This window comes from Acinetobacter sp. NBRC 100985, from assembly GCF_000241225.1.
GTDB classification, from domain to species: Bacteria; Pseudomonadota; Gammaproteobacteria; order Pseudomonadales; family Moraxellaceae; genus Acinetobacter; species Acinetobacter venetianus.
Genome location: NZ_BAEB01000045.1, coordinates 1 through 16,236, shown reverse-complemented (window position 1 = coordinate 16,236; position 16,236 = coordinate 1). Strand labels below are relative to the sequence as shown.

The following is a 16,236-nucleotide window of genomic DNA, read 5'->3' as shown; positions in this document are numbered from 1 at the left end:
ATTTTTTATTACTAGAATACGATTATGGTTTTTTCACAATTTCTTGTTCAACAACCATATCTAATACATCTGCAATGCTAGATTGATCAGCAGCAGGATTTTTAATATCAAAACGTTTAACACGAACGATTACACGTTGGTTTGGATTGTGTTCGAAACCTTCGATTTGGCCGTAATACAATGACCAGTTTTTATCTGCATAAGTTTTGATGCCTTTGTCATCATATTTTACTTCACGTACTTGCATACAAGTTTGTGGAGCAACACCTACACATGATTTAGTTTCTGGTGCGATTTCCAAGAAAACAGTTTTACCTTCAGATTGGTATTTAGTTTCGGGGGTCATTTTACCAACAAAAGTATATTTTTGACCTTTTGCATCCGTCAGCGTCATGCTTGGTGCGTGTAAATCAGTTGTATTCACTTCAAAAGGAATCTTGCCTTTTGTTAATAATTGACCAGCAAATTGCTCTTGTTTCATTAATGCAGGATCACATGCCATTAATGTTGATGCGCCATCACCAGTAATGATTTGACCATTTTCAACTTTCCAAGAGGTATTAAGGCGGTTACAACCTGTATCTACAGAAAGACGGTCATTTGCCAAGAAATTCAATACGATTGGACGTTTTGTCTCAGCTGGCTGATACGACCAAGTGTAATTTGTTAATACATTATTACTTTCCACTTTAGTACCTGCAAATACGTGTTTTTGACCTTTGCTATCAGTTACAGTCAAGATCGCTTCACCATTTAAAGTGCTGATTGCAAACGGTACTTTTTTCTCGCTGAAAATATCAGAAGATAAGCGTTCTTGTTGCATTAAGTCATCTGCACAAGCCATCATTGTCGATACAAGTGGCGAAACAACAATGCTGTTGCCTTCAACTTTCCACGTACCACCTTGATTATTACAGCCAGTTTGGATTGAAAGTTTTTGATCTTGGCTAAAAGATAGCTCTAAAGGTTTAGATGCTTTAGAACCTTGATATGTCCAATTATATTCAGTTAAGTTTTTCGCAGCATTCGTGTTAATTTGATTAATTACGTTATCACTAACGTTTTGTACTGTTTGACAAGCCATTAATGAAAGCGGAAGCAAAGCGAGAACTAAATATTTAATTTTCATATTTAAAAAACAACAGTTAAAAATAAACAGTAATAAGCTTAAATCATTCTTAAAAAAAGAAAATGCAATCCATTTATGGATTAAGTGTGTTAAATGTATTTATTTGTAAGTTTAAGATAAATAAAGGAGATTTGTAGGTTTGCTCTATTTAAAGCAAACCTAGTTTAGATTGGTTGATAAAATAATCAATTTAATCGAAACGATAAATATCCATACCCAGAGAACCCATCGAAAAGCTGCTATGTACAATACTAAATCGAACACCTGTCCCCATAGCAAAGAATAATGGCGCGAAGTGTTCAAGCGTTGGATGATTGCGTTGAACATAGGGCAACTCTGGCCAATTAAGTACTGCATCATAATCTTGATGGCTGAGTTTACTCACCACAGTATTACGGAAATTACTTGCCCAAAAAGGAACGTCTGCATCTGCATGCCATGAGAGTTCTGCTAAGTTGTGTGTGATACTGCCTGAACCAATTAATAAAATTTGTTGTTCTCTTAATGGTGATAATACTTGCCCAATTTTGTAAATCTCGTCTGCAGTCATTTTGATTGGAAGGGAGATTTCAATGACAGGAATATCTGCATCAGGGTACATATGCAGTAATGGCATCCATACACCATGATCGCGTGGTCTTGTGCTGTTAGCATGTGCAGCAATACCAGCATCAGCAAATAAACTCAGTATTTCTTCTGCCAAAGTCGGTGAACCAGCCGCAGGATAACGAATTTCATATAACTCAGGTGGGAAGCCACGGAAATCATGCCACGTTTGTGGTCTGGAAGAAGTGCTGACTTCCAATGCCTGACTTTCCCAATGCGCTGACATCACAATAATGGCTTGAGGTTTTGGTAGGTTGATGCTTAAGCGATATAAAGCAGGGCCTACTTGTTCTGGATCAAGTGCAAGCATGGGTGAACCATGAGAAATAAATAATCCGGGTAAAGTCTGGAAATTCATAAATAAGCACCTGATTGGAATTACATCACTATCGTGACAAAATCAGCGGGAGAATGACAGCCGTTAAACTTCAACAGATTGTTCTATAATCAGAACAATTTGGCTTAAGTCATGCACGGTGATAAGGGTGATTATGGTTAATACTCATTGCCCGATAAAGTTGCTCAATCAACAAAATACGCACCATTGGGTGAGGCATGGTTAGTTTTGATAAAGACCAATGCCAAGCCGCAGCTTTACGAACGGCATCTGAATGACCATCAGGTCCGCCGATTGCAAGCGCAACGTCATTGCCTTCAAGCATCCATTGTTTCATGGTATCTGCGAGTTTTTCCGTACTCAGCTCGCGTCCACCGACTTCAAGTGCAATGAGTGTTTCATTAGGTTTCAGTGCATTTAAGATACTTTCACCTTCGATTTGGCAGTATTTTAAAATATCTGCTTCAGAATCATTTTTACCTCGTTTAGCCATCGGCAATTCAATGACCTGTGTTTGTACAAAAGGTTGGATACGTTTGAAGTAATCTTCAAATCCAGTAAGTACCCATGCAGGCATTTTTTGACCAATGGTGAGAATTCGAATTTTCATAAAAAAAGTAATGTGGAAAATATAGAGACATTATAAACATTCAACTTGTTACATGGCGGTTTAATTGAATGTTTACTTGTCATAAAAACTTCAGAATGATGGTTTATGCTTCTACATAAAAAACGCAGCTCAAAATGTGTATGAGCTGCGATTAAAGTGTTATCCGTCTGGAGTTCAGATAACACTAAAATTAGTTTAAGAGTCAGAATTTAGCCTTTCTTTTTATTGACTCTATTTTATTATGCAATAAATTGATCATTTTTCAACCTTATTATGTAACAAAAAAAGAGAGCCTAAGCTCTCTTTTTTTATGGTACTGATTTTTAGTGACGCGCTGCTTTTGCATCTTCTACTGGTTTTACAATAGGTGTTTTTGGCAAAGGCTTTGGCGTGTCTGTTAATGCTAAAGGTAAGATTTCATCAATGCTTTTCACCGCTTTGATTTCTAAGCCTTCTTTGACATTGTCAGGAATTTCAGCCAAATCACGTACGTTATCTTGCGGGATAAATACGAGCTTAATACCACCACGGTGTGCTGCAAGAAGTTTCTCTTTTAAACCACCGATGCGCATTGCACGACCGCCAAGACTTGTTTCACCTGTCATTGCAATATCTGGACGAATTGGAATGCCAGTAAATGCTGATACAAGGGCAGTGGTCAGAGCTAAACCAGCAGATGGACCATCTTTTGGTGTCGCACCTTCAGGTAAATGCACATGTACATCGGTTTCATCAAAACGAGAAGCCTCGATACCTAGATCATCAGCGCGGGTACGTACAACAGTCATTGCAGCAGTAATTGATTCTTTCATTACATCACCGAGCGAACCCGTCGTAATGAATTTACCTTTACCTTTTACCGCAGCAACTTCAATCGTAAGTAATTCACCGCCTACCGAAGTCCAAGCTAAACCATTTACGCGACCAACTTGTGCTTCATCTTCTGCCATACCAAAGTCAAACTTGTGTGGACCTAGGTATTCAGGAAGATTTGCAGAAGTCACATCAATTTGTAAGTTTTTAGACTTCTTGCTCACCGCTTCTTTAACTACTTTACGTGCAATTTTCGATACTTCACGCTCTAGGCTACGAACACCTGCTTCGCGTGTATAACGTTGTACGATGTCACGAATTGCTTCTTCATGAACAGTCAATTCTTTGGCACGTAGACCATTATTCTTGATTGCTTTTGGAACAAGATAGCGCTCAGCAATATTTACTTTTTCATCTTCGGTATAACCCGGTAGACGAATCACTTCCATACGGTCCAATAAAGCTTCAGGAATATTCATACTGTTTGCAGTACAGATGAACATCACTTCTGACAGATCAAGATCAAGGTCTAAATAGTGATCATTGAATTTATTGTTCTGTGATGGATCGAGCACTTCAAGTAATGCAGAAGCAGGATCACCACGGTAGTCTTGCGCCATCTTGTCGATTTCGTCGAGTAAGAACAGTGGGTTCTTTACACCAACTTTTGTCAAAGATTGCACAATTTTACCCGGCATCGCACCGATATAGGTACGACGATGACCACGGATTTCAGCTTCATCACGGACACCACCAAGTGCCATACGAACAAACTCACGGCCTGTTGCTTTGGCAACTGACTCACCAAGTGATGTTTTACCCACACCTGGAGGACCAACTAAGCAAAGGATAGGGCCTTTCAGTTTCTTCACGCGAGACTGAACTGCAAGATATTCAACAATACGATCTTTAACGTCATCTAAGCCGTAATGATCCGTATCTAGAATTTCTTGAGCTTTCGCCAAGTTGATACTAACTTTGCTCGCCTTATTCCAAGGAGTATCTAGAATGACTTCTAAATAGTTGCGAACAACAGCAGCCTCACTTGAAGCGGGTTGCATCGCTTTGAGCTTACGGAATTCAGCATCAGCTTTTTTGCGTACATGCTCAGGTAGATCAGCTTCTGCAAGACGTTTTTCAATCTCAGCTACATCATCCTCAGCACCGCCATTCATATCGGAAAGTTCACGTTGAATGACTTTCATTTTTTCATTTAGAAAGTATTCACGTTGGTTTTTTTCCATTTGACGTTTTACGCTGTCATGTAACGTTTGTTCAATTTGCTGCTCAGCAGATTGATTCATCAAATAATTCATCAACTCTTGTAGATGAGCTTCAAATTCGTCGTGTTCTAAAAACTTTTGTTTCACTTCAATATTTAAAGGCACACGAGTCGCCACGAAGAACATAAGTTGTAATAAGTCTTCGATTTTATTTGCAGCTGCAACAAGTTCACGCGCATTACGTAATTTTGCTTCTGCATATTGAGCAAATAGAGTACGTAATTCATTTAAGCGAGTCTCTTGTGCTTCTTTATCCAATGGAACATTCATTGGGCTTAAATGATGCTCTGCTGTCAGATATTCTTCGCCATCGATAATGCGCTCTAACTTAGAACGGTGTAAGCCTTCGATCAGCACTTTAATACAGTTTTCATCATTTTCATGATTCACAACTTGTACGATTTTAGCCACGGTTCCATATTGATAGAGATTATCGTGATCAATTTCTTCTGTAAGCGAATCTTTTTGCGCAACTACAAATACTAAATTGTCACTGTTACGAGCCACATCCACTGCATTGATCGATTTTTCACGACCCACGAATAGCGCGATTTGCATGTGTGGATACACCACAACATCACGTAACGCTAATAGTGGTAATACACTTGGAACCTGCGGCTCTAAGCTTGTTTCATTATTCATAATATATTCAGACATGGGCACTCCTAATGAGTGACAACGGTGTTGCCATGTTTTTTATAGTGATGTGCATTTCAAAAATTACAAGGGTTTTACAAGAGAAATTATAAAAAAAAGACTAAATTGGTCGACTTTCGCCTACAAATTCATAGAAATTAGAGACTAAGACTTGAAGTAATAAATTTTTTCAGGAGTCAGTAAGGCATTTAGCGGCTGATCCCATTTCTGTCTAAATAAAGGTTCATTTATATATTGAAATGAATGCGCGAGACCCAGTCGAAAAGGCTGATGTGGTGCTGTTGCCAAAGTACGATCATAAAAACCACCTCCCATACCGATTCTTGTTCCGAAATGATCACACGCTAATAACGGCATCACCAGTAAATCTAATTTAGATATATGTTGTCCGCGCGTTGCCATAGGCTCTTTCATACCAAGCGGATGGTGAGAGAAACGCTTATTGAGATATTGATTTGCACTGATTTTTACCCAAACAAGGTTTTGGTTCATCGAGCAAATCATCGGTAAATATACTTGCTTCTTTTGTTTAAAGCATAGCCCAATTATTTTTCGTGTATGTATTTCACCAAAAGCGTGTAAATACAATCCGATTTTTTTAGATGATTTAAATTGAGGACAGTATCTCAATTGATTTAATACTTGTTGTTCGATTTGTTTATGTTGAATAGGCGTAATCAGTTTTCTTTTTAAGCGAAGTTGTTTTCTTAGTAATTTTAAACTGCTGTTCATATGGGTTCAAACATCATTTACTCCTCTAAATCATACTCGATTTGTTCCAAAATATTTAAAACAAAATGATGATTTTTATGTGTGGAATTAATCTTTTGGTCTGTGATGTTTTGTTAATTTATTTTACCATTTGGTTTATTTAATATTTTGTTTTATATGTAAAAATTATTAATTTATTAGAGTTATTATTCTATTTGTTGTGTCATTCATGAAATAAAAACAAAAGAAAACAATTTGAAACATTTTGGTTTTTTATTAATTTAAATCAATTGTTTGTATTTTTATTTATTTTTGAAATATGAGAAATGTGTCTCACATTTAAATTATATACATTTGTATATTCTTTACCAAATTACTCGGTTTGATTAGCATCCGCCGCTCTTTTTTTAGCGGCGACACTAAAAATGCAGTTTCGCATTTTTAGACCATCAATAACTGTAGTAATTATCTGAGAATTTTTATGAATAAAGTATATAAAGTGGTTTGGAATGCTTCTCTTGGGGCGTGGGTTGCAACTTCTGAACTTGCAAAAAGTAAAACAAAAACCAAATCAAAAATTCTCAATTTATCAGCTGCGGTTTTGGTTGGTGCAATTAGTTTTTCTCCTACTGCATTTGCTGCTACAAATATTGGAGGCGGCTCAGGTTCAGGAACATCGATTTCTGGAGACAGATGTGGTGAGGGTACAGCGAATACTTCTGGTAGCAGAGATATTGCAATTGGTTGTGGGGCGCAGACTCAAGGAACTGGTATCTCAAATATCGCAAATCGTCAAAATCCATATAACAATGCAACTGGTGCATTTGCAGGCGCACAAAAACAAGGTGGTTCAATTAGTTTAGGCACTGGCGCGACCACTCAAAATAATTTTGGTACAGCGATTGGTTCTTATGCCACTACGACTGATATTGCAGGTGTAGCAATCGGTACGGCAGCTTTGTCAAAAGGAAATACGTCTCTTGCGATTGGTCGTCAGTCGGCAGCTACGGCTGATTTTGCTCAAGCGATTGGTAATGTAGCCGCTGCTACTGGTAAAGGTTCTTTGGCAATTGGTCACTCAGCAACGGCTGAAGGCTATCGTTCAATTGCAATCGGTTCTCCAGATATTGAAAATGCTGGTTCTGTTGCTGGACAAGCAGGTGCTTCATATCAACCTAACATGGCAACTAAAGCAACGGGTAAAGACTCGATTGCATTTGGTGGTGGTGCGGTTGCAACTCAAGAAAATTCATTAGCGATTGGGGCATTTTCAGCTTCTACGGGGAAAAAGTCAGTTGCGATTGGTACAGGTGCAAAAGCAAACAAAGACAATGCCGTTGTGATTGGTGATCAAGCTGAAGCAGCTCACGAAGGTGGTGTTGCAATTGGTAAGGGTGCGCGTTCAGATGCAGAGAATAGTATTGCACTCGGCAAAGACTCAAAAGCAACTCAAGCAACAGGTGAAAGTTTTTTAACAAAGCAAGCAGCGCCAACGGGTGTTTTATCAGTAGGTGGTGTTGGTGCGGAACGTCGTATCCAAAATGTTGCAGATGGTGCTGCTGATTCCGATGCTGCTACTGTGGGGCAATTAAAAGCCGCACGTTCTCATTATGTCAGTATCAATGATAGAGGGACTCAAGGCGGTAATTTTGAAAATGATGGTGCTACAGGGCGCAATGCGATTGCGGTTGGTGTAAATGCAACTTCGGCAGGGCGTGATGCAACAGCGATCGGAAGTGCTGCGAATGCGACGGACTGGAATTCGGTTGCGCTTGGGGCAAATGCTAAAGCAGCTGGAACTGGTGCTATTTCAATGGGTGCAAGTTCAAATACTGTTGGTCAAGGTGATATTGCAATAGGTCGTAATGCGTCAACACAAGGCGCTTCAGGCTTGCGTCCCGGATATAGCAATCAATCAATTGCAATTGGCGATCAAATAAAAGCAATTGGTGATCAATCTATTGCAATTGGTGCTGATGTTATTGCACGTGGTAATTCTTCTGTTGCGATTGGTGGCGATGATGTTGATAAAATTGCACAAGATGCAGAACTCAGCAAAACCTATACTGATATTACAGGTGGCGTATTAAAAGCGGGTCGTTATCCAACAACTGAAGCAAATCATGGCTCAACTGCGGTCGGCACTCAGGCGGTAGCTACTGGTGCATTCTCATCTGCATTTGGTATGACTTCAAAAGCAACAGGTGATGCTTCATCAGCTTTCGGCGTAATGTCTAATGCATCTGGTAAAGGCGCTGCTGCATTTGGTGCAGTTTCACAAGCAACAGGTGATGGTGCTGCTGCAATGGGGATTAACTCATTGGCATTAGGTACAAACTCCACTGCGATAGGTTCAGGTAATAAACCAGGTGAAGGTGCGAAAGCGACTGGAAATGGTGCAGCTGCGATTGGTAGTGGTGCTCAGGCAACTGGTGATAATGCGGCTGCAATTGGTAAAGATGCGGAAGCAAGTAATGAAAATGCAGCAGCTGTAGGCGGTGGTGCGAAAGCAACAGGTAAAAATTCAGCGGCGATTGGCGGGGGATCAATTGCCGATCAAGAAAATGCGGTTGCTGTAGGTCAAGGTGCTCAATCACTGGTTGTAGGTGGTGTGGCTTTAGGTGCGCGTAGCCGTGTTGATGCAGAAAATAGTGTGGCATTAGGACAAGATGCTATCGCAACAGAAGCAACAGGAAGTTCTTTCCTAACCAATCGTGATGCTTCAATGTCAAATGGTGTAATCTCAGTTGGTTCTGCTGGTAAAGAGCGCCGTATTACGAATGTTGAAGATGGTTCTGCTGATTCTGATGCGGTTACTGTACGTCAGCTTAAAAATGTTGATACGCGTGTGAATCAAAATACGCAAAACATTACGAACTTGGATCAGAAAATTGATAGCACTAAAACAGATCTAGGTAATCAAATTGTCGATACCAATAAAAAATTAGATGACACAAAGCAAGACTTTGGTAACCAAATTAAGGATACCAACAACAAGTTAAATGATACTAAAGATCAGTTAACCACTCAGATTACAGATACCAAGACTGAGTTAAACAACACGATCAATAACACTAAAACTGAACTGAATACCAAGATTGATAGCACCAAGACCGAATTGGAAAACAAAGGTCTCAATTTTGCAGGCAATACGGGTGCAGATGTTCATCGTAAGTTGGGTGACAAGTTAAATATCGTGGGTGGAGCAGATACAACGACATCTGCGGATAAAACCAGCGGTGAAAATGTCATTACCCGTACCACAAAAGATGGTATTCAAATCGAATTATTGAAAGATGCGAAATTTGACAGTATCACGACAGGCGACAGTGTACTTAATAACAATGGCTTAACCATTAAAGATGGTGCAAGTATTACCAAAGATGGCATCAACGCAGGTAACAAAGTCATTACTAATGTTGCGGATGGTGTGAACGGTAAAGATGCAGTGAATGTTGACCAACTGACCAAAGTTAAAGATGGTTTAGATGGCAAGATTACTGATACCAACAACAAGTTAGACGATGCGAAAAAAGATCTAGGTAATCAAATTGTAGATACCAATAAAAAATTGGATGACACAAAGCAAGACTTTGGTAACCAAATTAAGGATACCAACAACAAGTTAAATGATACTAAAGATCAGTTAACCACTCAGATCACAGATACCAAGACTGAGTTAAACAACACGATCAATAATACTAAAGCTGAACTCAATACCAAGATTGATAGCACCAAGACCGAATTGGAAAACAAAGGTCTCATTTTTGCAGGCAATGCAGGTGCAGATGTTCATCGTAAGTTGGGTGACAAGTTAAATATCGTCGGTGGAGCAGATGCAGCAACGCCTGCGGATAAAACCAGCGGTGAAAATGTCATTACCCGTACCACAAAAGATGGTATTCAAATCGAATTATTGAAAGATGCGAAATTTGACAGTATCACGACAGGCGACAGTGTACTTAATAACAATGGCTTAACCATTAAAGATGGTGCAAGTATTACCAAAGATGGCATCAACGCAGGTAACAAAGTCATTACTAATGTTGCGGATGGTGTGAACGGTAAAGATGCAGTGAATGTTGACCAGCTGACCAAAGTTAAAGATGGTTTAGATGGCAAAATTACTGATACCAATAGCAAGTTAGACGATGCGAAAAAAGATCTAGGTAATCAAATTGTCGATACCAATAAAAAATTAGATGACACAAAGCAAGACTTTGGTAACCAAATTAAGGATACCAACAACAAGTTAAATGATACTAAAGATCAGTTAACCACTCAGATTACAGATACCAAGACTGAGTTAAACAACACGATCAATAACACTAAAACTGAACTGAATACCAAGATTGATAGCACCAAGACAGAGTTAGAGAACAAAGGTCTCATTTTTGCAGGCAATGCAGGTGCAGATGTTCATCGTAAGTTGGGTGACAAGTTAAATATCGTCGGTGGAGCAGATGCAGCAACGCCTGCGGATAAAACCAGCGGTGAAAATGTCATTACCCGTACCACAAAAGATGGTATTCAAATCGAATTATTGAAAGATGCGAAATTTGACAGTATCACGACAGGCGACAGCGTATTAAACAATAATGGCTTAACCATCAAAGATGGTGCAAGCATTACCAAAGACGGTATCAATGCAGGTAATAAAGTCATCAGCAATGTAGCGGATGGTGTAAATAGCAAAGATGCAGTAAATAAAGGTCAACTAGATCAGCTTGCTGCGAAGCAAAAAGATAGCGATGATTCAGCTGTAAAATACGACGATCCAAAATCTAAAGATAAAGTGACATTGCAAGGTAAGGATGGCACGACTTTAGATAACGTTAAAGATGGTCACATCTCAGCGGACTCAAAAGAAGCTGTAAATGGCGGTCAGATTCATAGTATTGCTGACAGCATCAAGAACAGTATCGGTGGGAATACTACAGTTAATCCTGACGGTAGTATTACAACCAACAACATTGGTGGTACGGGTAAGCATAATATCAATGATGCGATTGCTGAAGTGAAAGACTCTGCAATCAAAGCCAAAACAACGGTGACTGAAGGCGACAATATTGTTGTTAAAGAGACCACCAATAAAGATGGTAGTACTAACTTTGAGGTTTCGACCAAGAAAGACTTAACTTTAGACAGCATCACGACGGGTGATACAGTTCTGAATAACAATGGTTTAACCATTAAAGACGGTGCAAGTATCACCAAAGATGGTATCAATGCAGGTAATAAGAAAATTACTAATGTCGCTGATGGTGCAATCGCCAATGGTTCAAAAGACGCTGTAAATGGTGGTCAGATTCAGAATATTTCTGACAGCATCAAAAACAGCATTGGTGGCAACACGACTGTTAATCCAGACGGTAGTATTACGACCAACAACATTGGTGGTACAGGTAAAAATAACATCAATGATGCGATTAAATCTGTGGATGATAAAGTAACTAATGGCGTCAATGATCTGACTAACAAAGGTTTAAACTTTGGTGCAAATGATCAAAAAGCGTCAGGTGGAAAATCAGTACATCGTAAGCTTGGCGATACATTGAATATCGTTGGTGGTGCAGACGCTGATACTGCTGAAGACAAAACTAGCGGTGAAAATATCATTACTCGTATCACTGAAGATGGTGTGAAAATCGAGCTATTAAAAGATGCGAAATTTGACAGCGTTACAACAGGTAATACAGTACTCAACAATAATGGTTTAACCATTAAAGGTGGGCCAAGTATCACGATCAATGGTATTGATGCAGGTGCTAAGAAAATTACCAATGTTGCTGATGGCGTTGATGCGAAAGATGCAGTTAACAAAGGTCAGCTTGATAAGCAAATCAGTGATGTCAAAGATCAAATCGGTAAACAGATCGGTGATTTATCTGACAATACTGTAAAGTATGACAAAGACAAAGATGGCAATGTTGATAAAAACTCAGTCACTTTAGGTGGTGATGATAAAGGTACAAACCTGAAAAATGTTGCTGACGGTAAGGTTACTGAGGGTTCTAAAGATGCGGTTAATGGCGGTCAATTGTGGAATGTGCAGAAGCAAGTTGACCAAAACTCAAATGATATTCAGAACATTCAAAACAACATTGAAAACATTAACAATGGTAAGTCTGGTCTGGTTCAGCAACAAAAGCCAAATGGTGAAATCACAGTGGGTAAAGATACGGGCGGTACAAGTATCAATATGGCTGGAAAAGATGGTAACCGTGTCATTCAAGGCGTAAAAGACGGTGAAATCAAAGCAGGTTCTAACCATGCTGTGAATGGTGGTCAAATTCATAACATTTCAGAAAGCATCAAAAATAGTATTGGTGGTAATACATCAATCAATGCTGATGGCTCAATCACGACTAAAGATATTGGCGGTACAGGTAAAAACAATATTAATGATGCAATCGGTGCATTGAATCAGTCTAATCAAGATCTCGGGAACAAGATTAATAACCTTGGCGATCAATTACAGCAAGTTTTCTACGATACGAATAAACGTATTGATAATTTAGAAGACAAAATGTCTGCTGGTATTGCTGCAACAGCGGCATTGGAACAAGCTCCTTTTGTACCAGGCAAATTAACAATGGCTGTTGGTGCTGCTTACTATAATGATCAAAATGCTGTTGGTGTAACGTTCAGACGTACTGCTGACAATGGTCGTTGGTCACTTACAACTGGTGCTGCGCTAGGAAGTCAGGGAAGCCCATTAGTACGTATTGGTGTAAGTACAATTATTGACTAATTGCTTCAAATAAGGAGAGCTACCGGCTCTCCTTAGCTAACAGATATGATGAGTAATGAAATGAACAAAAATATTCAAATTTTGATGATGGCAACATTCGTTGGTTTAAGCGCAACAGTTGCAGTTGCACAAGAAGATGCCGTAAATCAGCAACAAGAAATTAAATTTCCTACGGTTGAAAAAAGTTACCTTGAACAAGTACAGCGTTATGAATATGACAATGTTGCACGCTTAGATACAGGTTTAACTAAAGACCAAATTCGATATATTTTGGGCAATCCTCAATTTAGCGAAGGGGTATTTTTTGTAAAAACGTGGAACTATGTGTTAGATATTCGCCAGCCAAATAGCCAAGATTATTTACGTTGCCAGTTACGCGTAGACTTTGATAAAAAAAATCTATCTGAGCGCTTATCCTGGAAAGGAGAGGCTTGTGAAGGTTTAATGGCTTGGGGTGCAAACAATCAAGTACCAAATGATGCAAATTTAACTGGAGCAAGATCAGGAAGCGTGTTCTTTGCATTTGATCGCTCAAATGTAAATGCAATCGAACAAGGTTCAAGTTCTGTGGCGGCAATTGCCGAGCGAATTAAGCAAAGCAATTCAACAGGTCCGATTACAGTTGCAGGTTTTGCTGATCCATTGGGTAAATTTTCATATAACCATCAACTTTCAGCACAGCGAGCGAATACAATAGCGAAGCTTTTGGTAAATGAAGGTATTGATGTAAATCGTATTCAAATCCAAGCCAATAGCCAAACTGATTTATACCAACAATGTGCGGGTAACAAAGCTAATAACCGTCTTGTTGGTTGTTTGGCTCCAAATCGACGCGTTAATGTAAATTGGTAATTTTACCTTTTAGTTAAACTAAAAAGTCAGCCATCAAGCTGGCTTTTTTTATTTCTTGATACAAATCTAAATAGAATAATTTTAGATATTAAAAGTCAATTACTGTCAATTATCGTCATGTAATAGCATATTTTTAATGTTTTTTTAAAAGACTTAAGTGAAAAGTACACTTTATTTTTTACTAAAAATTAAATATTAGTTCATGTTTTTAATATAAATATATTAAAAAGTCTCATTTTTTAACACCTTTTTGTAATGTGAGTTTTAGTTATCTTATTAGGATTAAAGTGTGATTTACTTCTCACAAGAAAAACGTTATTTTACCCAACAATAAATTACATTTTTTTACTTAGTAGACCGACTTGTATACATAAGTCTACAAGTTGTAACTTTTTCTTGCGTTTGGAAATTATTATGAATAAGGTTTATAAGGTTGTATGGAATGCCTCTTTAGGCGTATGGGTGGCGGTTTCTGAAATTGCCAAAGGGAAAACAAAAAATAGTGGAAGTGTTGGGCAAACGGTATTAGTTGAAGTTTCAGATACAGCTCAATTACAAAAAGAATTTAGTTATAAAAAACTATTGCTAGCAATTTTTACAGTATTTACAGCGAATTTTGCTCATGCTGGTTATGAAGCTGGAACAGCAAGTACACGTACCAACTGTACTCAGACAAGTGCAGGAAGTGGAGGTGAGGCTACAGGTGCAATAGCAATTGGGAGTGACAATAGTACTGCATCTGGAACAGCTTGTGCGAAAGGCTCAGATTCGATTGCGATTGGACGCAGTGCTTTAGCAACAGGTACAGGTGCGGTTGTACTAGGTCCTAGTTCAGTAGCAGGTGAGGCTTATACAACAGCGATTGGTAATAATGCGCAAGCAATGAGTCGTGGTTCTGTAGCAATTGGTAGTGGTGCTTATGCTAACTCTGGTGAGAATACTTTAGATGGTAAGGGAGCAGTTGCTATTGGTAATGATGCATCTGCCTTGGGGAAAAACTCATATGCGCTGGGTGCTGAATCTAGTGTAGTTGAGGATGATACAGTTTCATTTGGACATGCTGCTGGTGATGATCGATATTACTCTGGAACTAAAAGTGGTACTTGGGCTACTGATCGTTTTATGAGATTGTCAAACGTTGCGAATGGTTATAAAGCAAATGATGCAATTAATGTTTCTCAACTTAATCAGATTGCTACTATTCTCGGATCTACAGGAATTGCTGCTGCTGCTAAAACAGGGATTGTAGCTTTACCAAGTTATACAATTACAAAAACCGATGGGTCAAATTATGCTGCTGTAACAACAGTTCCCCAAGCAATTGCTAATTTAAATACAGAAATATTAAAATCAATTACTTTCGCTGGTAATACAGGTAATTCTGCTAATAAGTTAGGTACAACTTTGAATATTACTGGAACTGGTTCAACAGCTGGAACTTATTCTGGAAATAATTTAAAAACGTCAGTGAGTGGAAATACTGTTAGTATTCAAATGGCTGATGCACCTGTCTTTACAGGTACAGTTACAGCAGGAAATCTTGCAACTGGCGGCACATTAAGTGTAACGGGAGTAAGTAATCTAAATGGTGGTGCAAATTTAAATAATCAAAAGATAACAAATGTTGCAGCAGGTACAGCATCAGGTGATGCGGTTAACTTTGGTCAGTTAACCACCACGAATAATAACGTAACGACTGCGCAAAATGCTGCAAATGCGGCACAGACATCGGCAAATGCAGCTCAAACTACTGCCAATTCTGCGTTAACAGAAGCACAAAAAGGTTTGAATTTTAGAGCAAATGCAGGTGCTACAGATAAAGTTAGCTTAGGTGAAACAGTTACTTTAGCCGATGGTACTAATACCACTGTAACTTATGATGCTGCTACGAATACGTATAAATATAGCGTAGTAGATGCGCCTACATTTACAGGAACAGTCACAGCTGGAAATCTTGCAACTGGTGGCACATTGAGTGTTACGGGAGTAAGTAATCTAAATGGTGGTGCAAATTTAAATAATCAAAAGATTACAAATGTTGCAGCAGGTACAGCATCAGGTGATGCGGTTAACTTTGGTCAGTTAACTACCACGAATAACAATGTAACGACTGCACAAACTACAGCGAATTCAGCACTAGCAGAAGCACAAAAAGGCATTAATTTTGGTGATGGTAGTACCTCAAATAACTATGCGTTGGGAGAAACTATCAATGTTAAAGGTGATAGTAATATCAACAGTGTTACTACTGCAGATGGTGTGCAATTAAGTTTAGCATCGGATATTAGTGTCGACAGCGTCACAGCAGGCAACAGCAAGTTAGATACAACAGGCTTAGTGATTACAGGTGGTCCAAGCATCACGACTACAGGTATTGATGCGGCGAACACCAACATCAGTAATGTTGCGGATGCGACCACAGCAGACCAAGCGGTGAACAAAGGCCAATTGGATGCAGCAACAGCAGCGGCGGATGACAAGACT

Annotated in this window: 8 protein-coding genes; 3 read left to right on the top strand and 5 right to left on the bottom strand. The window is 38.9% G+C overall.

Annotation, left to right across the window (positions count from 1 at the left end):
• Positions 1–22 precede the first annotated feature (22 nt).
• From ACT4_RS15200 to ACT4_RS15180, 5 genes are all read right to left on the bottom strand, one after another.
• Positions 23–1,129 carry an META and DUF4377 domain-containing protein gene (locus ACT4_RS15200; protein ID WP_007483625.1) on the bottom strand — a complete coding sequence of 369 codons (1,107 nt, stop codon included), beginning with the start codon at positions 1,127–1,129 and terminating at the stop codon, positions 23–25.
• A 190-nt stretch (positions 1,130–1,319) separates the two neighbouring features.
• Positions 1,320–2,093 carry a class III extradiol ring-cleavage dioxygenase gene (locus ACT4_RS15195; protein ID WP_004880866.1) on the bottom strand — a complete coding sequence of 258 codons (774 nt, stop codon included), beginning with the start codon at positions 2,091–2,093 and terminating at the stop codon, positions 1,320–1,322.
• A gap of 109 nt (positions 2,094–2,202) precedes the next feature.
• Positions 2,203–2,682, bottom strand: coding sequence for a 23S rRNA (pseudouridine(1915)-N(3))-methyltransferase RlmH (gene rlmH / locus ACT4_RS15190; protein ID WP_007483624.1), 480 nt, complete (start codon positions 2,680–2,682; stop codon positions 2,203–2,205).
• A gap of 323 nt (positions 2,683–3,005) precedes the next feature.
• On the bottom strand, positions 3,006–5,435 hold the full coding sequence (lon, locus tag ACT4_RS15185; RefSeq protein ID WP_004880862.1) for an endopeptidase La: 2,430 nt from the start codon (positions 5,433–5,435) through the stop codon (positions 3,006–3,008).
• Positions 5,436–5,579: 144 nt separating this feature from the next.
• The gene (locus ACT4_RS15180; RefSeq protein ID WP_007483622.1) at positions 5,580–6,167 is read right to left on the bottom strand and encodes a 5-formyltetrahydrofolate cyclo-ligase; all 588 of its coding nucleotides are present in this window, start codon (positions 6,165–6,167) and stop codon (positions 5,580–5,582) included.
• Positions 6,168–6,627: 460 nt separating this feature from the next.
• On the opposite strand from ACT4_RS15180, the gene ata reads away from it, so the two are divergent.
• The 3 genes from ata to ACT4_RS15165 all read left to right on the top strand — a co-directional run.
• On the top strand, positions 6,628–12,900 hold the full coding sequence (gene ata, locus ACT4_RS15175) for a trimeric autotransporter adhesin Ata (protein WP_007483620.1): 6,273 nt from the start codon (positions 6,628–6,630) through the stop codon (positions 12,898–12,900).
• A gap of 60 nt (positions 12,901–12,960) precedes the next feature.
• Positions 12,961–13,752, top strand: coding sequence for an OmpA family protein (locus ACT4_RS15170; protein ID WP_007483618.1), 792 nt, complete (start codon positions 12,961–12,963; stop codon positions 13,750–13,752).
• 414 nt (positions 13,753–14,166) lie between these two features.
• The coding region (locus ACT4_RS15165) for an ESPR-type extended signal peptide-containing protein (protein WP_007483616.1) at positions 14,167–16,236 on the top strand (2,070 nt) is incomplete at its 3' end.